This window comes from Methylomonas subterranea, from assembly GCF_024505185.1.
In the GTDB taxonomy this organism is placed as follows: Bacteria; Pseudomonadota; Gammaproteobacteria; order Methylococcales; family Methylomonadaceae; genus Methylomonas; species Methylomonas subterranea.
This window is the reverse complement of sequence record NZ_JANIBJ010000081.1, coordinates 1-2790: the sequence shown is the minus strand read 5'-3', so window position 1 is coordinate 2790 and position 2790 is coordinate 1. Positions and strand designations below refer to the sequence as shown.

General features: G+C 57.7%; 2 protein-coding genes. Both read left to right on the top strand.

The window, feature by feature from the left end; all coding sequences use genetic code 11:
* Positions 1 to 129: 129 nt before the first annotated feature.
* Positions 130 to 1557 carry a sensor histidine kinase gene (locus NP590_RS20340; protein ID WP_256604574.1) on the top strand — a complete coding sequence of 476 codons (1428 nt, stop codon included), beginning with the start codon at positions 130 to 132 and terminating at the stop codon, positions 1555 to 1557.
* A gap of 32 nt (positions 1558 to 1589) precedes the next feature.
* On the top strand, positions 1590 to 2790 hold a 1201-nt coding region (locus NP590_RS20335), incomplete at its 3' end, for a sigma-54-dependent transcriptional regulator (RefSeq protein WP_371927347.1).

Here is a 2790-nt window from a genome sequence, read left to right as displayed (position 1 = left end):
CGAAGGCTAAGCCTTCGGCGCTGGCCGCAGTCATGCCAGCCGATAGGCGCACCGCATCCGAATTCACATTTATCCGACCCGACCGCGTAAAATCGGCGCATCCCCGCCACCGACCCAAGCCCTCCCACCATGCGCCGACTTCTGCTCAGACCCATCATTTTCGTCACTCTGATCATGAGCCTGCTGGTACTTGGCGAATTGATCGCCATCGGTCGCCTGACTTGGCAAAACCATCAGCGCATCCAGACCATACAAACCGACATAGGCAAGGGTCACAGGCTGCAGGAAACCATATTCGAATTGCTGCAATTGCAATCCAAGATAGCCTTGCATCAGAACGACCCGGCCCAAACGGCGGATCAAACAGCGGAACTGGAATCGCGCCTGCTGGATTTACTGGAACACCTGGATAGCAGCGAGTTCAACGTGTCGCTGGACTTACAAAACCTGCAGGCCAAATTCGGCCAAGCCATCCATGGCGACGCCCGCTCCATGATAGATACCGTGGAACTGATTCAAGCGGTTTTGAACCAACAAACCGTCGAAGAGGAAAAGCTTCTGATCGGCGTGGAAACCGACAGCCAACTGGAACTGCAACTGGCCGTGGTATTGCCGTTGATATTGATTTGGATAGGTCAATATTTTTTCCGCAATAACGTGCTGGAACCCCTGGAAGCCTTGCGGGTGTTATTGTCGGGTCTGGCGGAAGGTGTCAAGCAACCCATACGGATCTCCAGCCCAGACCCCGTCATCAACGATTTGTTCGAGCGCTACAACCACTTGGTCGCGCATTTGATCGAACTGGAACAAAGCCATCTCGACTACACCAACAAACTGGAAAGCCAGGTTCGCCAAACCAGCCACAAATTACTCGAACAAAGCCAGCGTCTGGCCAAGGCCGAACGTCTGGCGGCCCTGACCGAAATGGCGGCCAGCACCGCGCATGAATTGCGTAATCCCTTGGCCGTGATTCAGGTGGCTCTGGAAAACATGCGGGCGGAATCCACCGACCCCGATTTCCGCGAGCGCCTGGGCCTGTTGCACAGGGAAGTACAGCGACTGACCAACCATCTCAACGACTTGCTCGGCAATGCCCGCAATAGCGGCGAAACCGCCCGGGCCATCCCGGTCAACACTGTCATTCGGGAATTGATCACCCTGCTCGGCTATCAGGCATCGGACAGCATCCGTTTCGAGTTAAGCGCCGACGACGAGATCGTTGCCGTGCTGCCCGAAACCGAGTTCCGCCAAGTATTGTTAAACTTGTTGCAAAATGCCGCGCAAGCCATAGGCGAACGGCCCGGCACGGTGAGGGTCGATGTCGGCCGGACGGCGCAACATTTGCGGGTCAGCGTCACCGACAGCGGCGGCGGCTTCAATGCGGAATTGTTGCGGCAAGGCATACGTCCCTTCGTCAGCTTGAAGGAAAAAGGCAGCGGCCTGGGCTTGGCGATGGTGCAACGTTTTGTCAGAGACATGCAAGGTCAACTCAAACTGGCCAACAATCCGGACGGACACGCCTGTGTCACGTTGTCGCTGCCGCTGAGCCCAGCTTGATCCGACTTCGCGAAACACCACGAGAAACCGCCATGATGACAAATACCCTGCTGATCATTGAAGACGAAGCCCTGCTGGGCGCCGAGTTGGCCCGCTATTTCAAAAAGGCCGATTGGGAAGTCAGCGTGGTGGATTCCGTGGAAAAAGCCGAAAGCCACTTGCGCGAGCAAAGTCTCGACCCACTGGTGGTACTGTCGGACATGAATCTGCCGGATGGCAATGCCCTGGATTTACTGGAAAAGCTCAAGCCGGAAATCGACGGCAGCGAATGGATCTTCCTGACGGGTTACGGCAGCGTGGCCGATTCGGTGCGGGCGCTGCGGCTGGGCGCCTACGATTTCATCGAAAAACCCTGTTCGCTGGACAGACTCAATCTGCTGGTGGAAGGCGCCGCCCGTAGCGCCCGCGCCCAGCGGCGGGTACAACTGCAAACCGCCGCCCAAAACAGCCAGTACGGTATCGACAGCCTGATAGGCAACAGTCCGGCCATGGCAGCCTTGCGCGGCATGCTGAAACAAGTGGTGAACGTACCGTTTTCCAGCCTGATCGTCAGCGGCGAAACCGGCACCGGCAAGGGTATGATAGCGCGAATTCTGCATTATTCCGGCGCGCGCGCCAATGCGCCGCTGGTGGAAATCAACTGCGCCGCGCTACCGCGCGAATTGCTGGAAGCGGAATTGTTCGGTTACGAGGCAGGCGCCTTCACCGGCGCCAGAAAGCGCCATCGCGGCTTGTTCGAACAGGCACACACCGGCACCTTGTTTCTGGACGAAATCGGCGAGATGGACCTGGACTTGCAAAGCAAGCTGCTAAAAGCCGTGGAAGATTTGCGTATCCGCCGGCTGGGCGGCGAAACAGAAATCAGCGTGGACGTGCAAATCATAGCCGCCACCAATCTGGATTTGGTGGAAAAAGTGGCCGCCGGCCAGTTTCGCCGCGACCTCTACCACCGTTTGAATGTCATCAACATCCGCGTGCCGTCGCTGCGGGAGCACAAGCAGGACCTGGAGCAGTTGGTGCCGCAGTTTATCGCCGCCTGCAACCGTAAAACGGCCAAAAACGTCCACATCATTCCGGAAGCCACCTGGCAGGCCATCAAAGCTTACGACTGGCCGGGCAATATCCGTGAATTGCGCAACGTGCTGGAGCGCTGCGTGTTGTTGGCCAACGACCAAACCCTGTCCACCGAATGGCTGCAATTGCAGACCCCGTCGACGGGCGCGGCGCCAGCCG

What these genes read in the sequence shown, in the direction of transcription:
- NP590_RS20340 (WP_256604574.1), top strand. Translation starts at nt 130, where the DNA reads ATGCGCCGACTTCTGCTCAGACCCATCATTTTCGTCACTCTGATCATG.